Here is a 3,639-nt window from a genome sequence, read left to right as displayed (position 1 = left end):
GCCGACATCGCCCGCGTGCAGAAGGACTACGGCCTGGATAAACCCCTGCCCGTGCAGTTCGGCTACTGGCTGCGCGAAGTGCTGCAGGGCAACCTGGGCACCTCGATCTTTTTGCAGCGCCCGGTCACGCAGGCGCTGTGGGAGCGCGCCGAGCCCACCACCTTGCTCGCGCTGCTGGCCGTGGCCATCGCCGCGCTCATCGGCGTGCCCTGCGGCATCGTCTCGGCCGTGTTCCGCGGCCGCGTGGTCGACCAGTTCTTCACCGGCATCGCGATGCTGGGCGCCAGCATCCCCAGCTTCTGGCTGGGCATCGTGCTGATCCAGATCTTCGCGGTGTCCTTCGGCTGGTTCCCGGTCTCGGGCTACGGTGCGCCCGATGCGCCCTTCGCCGAACGGCTGCATGCGCTGGTGCTGCCCGCCACCGTGCTGGGCCTGCTGAACTCCGCGCTCATCATCCGCTTCACGCGCGCCTCGATGCTCGACGTGCTGGGTGAAGACTACGTGCGCACCGCGCGCTCCAAGGGCCTGAGCGAGAGCACCGTCGTCTTGAAGCACGCGCTGCGCAATGCGCTGGTGCCCATCGTCACCGTGATCGGCCTGACGGTCGCACTCATGATCGGCGGCGCCGTCATCACCGAGACCGTGTTCGGCCTGCCCGGCGTGGGCAACCTCGTGGTCAACGCCGTGCTGCGACGCGACTACCCCGTCATTCAAGGTGCACTGCTCGTGATTGCCGCGATCTACGTGCTCATCAATTTCTCGATCGACCTGCTGTACGCGGTGGTCGATCCGCGCGTGAAGGTCTGAACGATGCGCATGCCTCGAATGCTCCGCCAGCTGATGCACCGCCGCATCGTGATGGTCTCTGCCCTGGTGCTGCTGGTGATTGCCGTGCTCGCTGTCGGTGCGCCGCTGTTCGCGTCCGCCGATCCCAACGACACCGCCGTGCTGCAGCGCCTGAAGGCGCCCAGTGCCGAACACCTGCTGGGTACTGACGAACTCGGGCGCGACATGTACGCGCGCATCGTGCACGGCGCGCGTTACTCACTGGCCATTGCCGCGCTCACGGCGCTGGGTGCGGTCATCGCCGGCACGGTGCTGGGTTTGATGGCGGGCTTCTTCCGCCGACTCGACGCACCGCTGATGCGCGTGGTCGACGCCATGATGTCCTTCCCCGACATCCTGCTGGCCATCGCGCTGGTGGCCATCCTGGGGCCGTCGCTGATGAACACCGTGCTCGCGCTGGTGCTGGTCTACACGCCGCGCGTGGCGCGGGTGGTGAGGGCCTCGACGCTGGTCGTGCGCGAACTGCTCTTCGTCGAAGCCGTGCGTGCCCTGGGCGTTCGCACCTCGCGCATCCTGTGGCGCCACATCCTGCCGAACCTGATGTCACCGATCCTCGTGCAGGTGTCGTTCATCTTCGCCTACGCCATCCTGGCCGAGGCGGGCCTCTCGTTCCTCGGCGTGGGCGTACCGCCCGAGATCCCCACCTGGGGCACCATGGTCGCCGGCAGCCAGCAGTACGCGCACCAGGCCTTCTGGGTCGTGCTGTTCCCGGGGCTGGCGATCATCTTCACGGCGCTGTCGCTGCAGCTGCTGGGTGATGGTGTGCGCGACCTGCTCGACCCGAAGCTCAAGAAGACCTCGTGATGACGAACACCACCCCACGCCTCACGGTCACCAACCTGAGCACCAGCTTCCCCACTGAAGACGGATTGATCCGTTCGGTGGCCGACGTGAGTTTCTCGATCCAGCCCGGCAAGACCACCGCGCTGGTGGGCGAATCGGGCTCGGGCAAGTCCGTCACCAGCCTCACGCTGATGCGCCTGCTGCCCAAGACCGCCAATGCGCAGGTCAGCGGATCGGCTTCCTTCGTCACGCGCGAAGGCAAGACGCTGGACCTGCTGCAGATCGGCGAACGCGAGATGCGCTCGCTGCGCGGCAACCAGCTGTCGATGATCTTCCAGGAGCCGATGACCAGCCTGAACCCGGTCTTCACCATCGGCGAGCAGATTGCCGAGAGCGTGCGCCTGCACAAGGGGCTGGACCGCAAGGCGGCGTTGGCCCACGCGCTGCGCATGCTCGAGCTGGTGGAGATTCCGGCTGCCGCCCAACGCATCCACGAGTACCCGCACCAGCTGTCGGGCGGCATGCGCCAGCGCGTGATGATTGCGCTGGCCATGGCCTGCGACCCGACGCTCTTGATCGCCGACGAGCCCACCACCGCGCTGGACGTGACCATCCAGGCGCAGATCCTCGAACTCATGCGCCGGCTGCAGGCCGAGACGGGCATGAGCATCCTGTTCATCACGCACAACCTGGGCGTGGTGGCGCACCATGCCGACGACGTGGTGGTCATGTACTCGGGCCGCGTGGTCGAGCGTGCGCCCGTGCGCCCGCTGTTCGCGCAGCCCGAGCACCCGTACACGCAGGGCCTCTTGGCCTGCCTGCCGGGCAAGGCGCGGGTTCCTGGGCAACCGAAGCCCAAGCGGCTGTTCGCCATCCGCGGGCAGGTGTCCAGCCCACTCGCCCCACCACCCGGTTGCGCCTTCGAGCCGCGCTGCGACCAGGCACTGCCCGAATGTCGCAGCGCCATGCCGCCCCTGATCGACATTCGGCAAGACCGCCAGGCGCGCTGTGTGCGCGTGCAGCCCGACCAACCGCTCGTGAGGGCTGCATGATGACCACCGCTGTTTCTTCTTCCTCGCCCCTCATTGAAGTCCGCGGCCTCAAGAAATACTTCGGCAGCAGCGAGCGCCCCGTGCGCGCGGTCGACGACGTGTCCTTCGCGATTCACCCCGGCGAGACGCTGGGCCTGGTCGGCGAATCGGGCTCGGGCAAGAGCACCATCGGGCGCACCGTGCTGCGACTGGTCGAGCGCACCGAGGGCCAGGTGCTGTACCGGGGCGACGACATCGGAGATCTTTCGGGCGAGCGCATGCGCAAGCTGCGCAGCAAGCTGCAGATCATCTTCCAGGACCCGTACGCCAGCCTGAACCCGAAGATGCGCATCAGCGCCATCCTGGGCGAGGCGCTGTCCACGCACGGCCTGCACAAGGGCGCGGCGGCACGCGACAAGCGCATTGCCGAGCTGCTGGAGACCGTGGGCCTGCGCCCCGAGCATGCGAGCCGCTTCCCGCACGAGTTCTCGGGCGGCCAGCGCCAGCGCATCGGCGTGGCGCGCGCGCTGGCGGTGGAGCCCGAGTTCATCGTGGCCGACGAGCCGCTGTCGGCGCTCGATGTGTCGATCCAGTCGCAGGTCATCAATCTGCTGGCGGACCTGCGAGAGCGCCTGGGCCTGACGATGCTCTTTATCTCGCACGACCTGGACGTGGTCGAGTACCTGTGCGACCGCGTGGTGGTGCTGTACCTGGGCAAGGTGATGGAAGTCGCCACCACCGAGGAGCTGTTCGCGAACCCCTCGCACCCCTACACCCAGGCACTGCTGGCCGCGAGCCCGAAGCCCGACCCCGAGCTGGCCACCGAGCGCATCGCCTTGAAGGGCGACATTCCCAGCCCGATCTCGCCGCCCTCGGGCTGCGTGTTTCGCACGCGTTGTCCGCATGCCATCGAGGCCTGTGCACAGACGGTGCCCACGCTCGACGAACTTTCTCCCGGACACTACAGCGCCTGCATCCG

Annotated in this window: 4 protein-coding genes; all 4 read left to right on the top strand. The window is 67.6% G+C overall.

Going from position 1 to position 3,639, the window contains the following annotated elements; genetic code table 11:
* Positions 1-807: ABC transporter permease (locus AC07XP_RS32065; RefSeq protein ID WP_495266934.1), on the top strand; the 807-nt coding region annotated here is incomplete at its 5' end.
* A 3-nt stretch (positions 808-810) separates the two neighbouring features.
* Positions 811-1,650, top strand: a complete 840-nt coding sequence (locus AC07XP_RS32060; protein WP_062482920.1) for an ABC transporter permease — start codon at positions 811-813, stop codon at positions 1,648-1,650.
* Complete coding sequence (locus AC07XP_RS32055; RefSeq protein ID WP_495266933.1) at positions 1,650-2,681, top strand: ABC transporter ATP-binding protein; 1,032 nt, start codon at positions 1,650-1,652, stop codon at positions 2,679-2,681. Before AC07XP_RS32060 ends, AC07XP_RS32055 begins: the two co-directional genes overlap by 1 nt.
* Positions 2,681-3,639: ABC transporter ATP-binding protein (locus AC07XP_RS32050; protein WP_495266932.1), on the top strand; the 959-nt coding region annotated here is incomplete at its 3' end. The genes AC07XP_RS32055 and AC07XP_RS32050, both read left to right, overlap by 1 nt.

It is taken from the genome of Variovorax sp. GW531-E2 (genome assembly GCF_059423125.1).
This window is presented reverse-complemented; position numbering and strand designations above follow the sequence as displayed.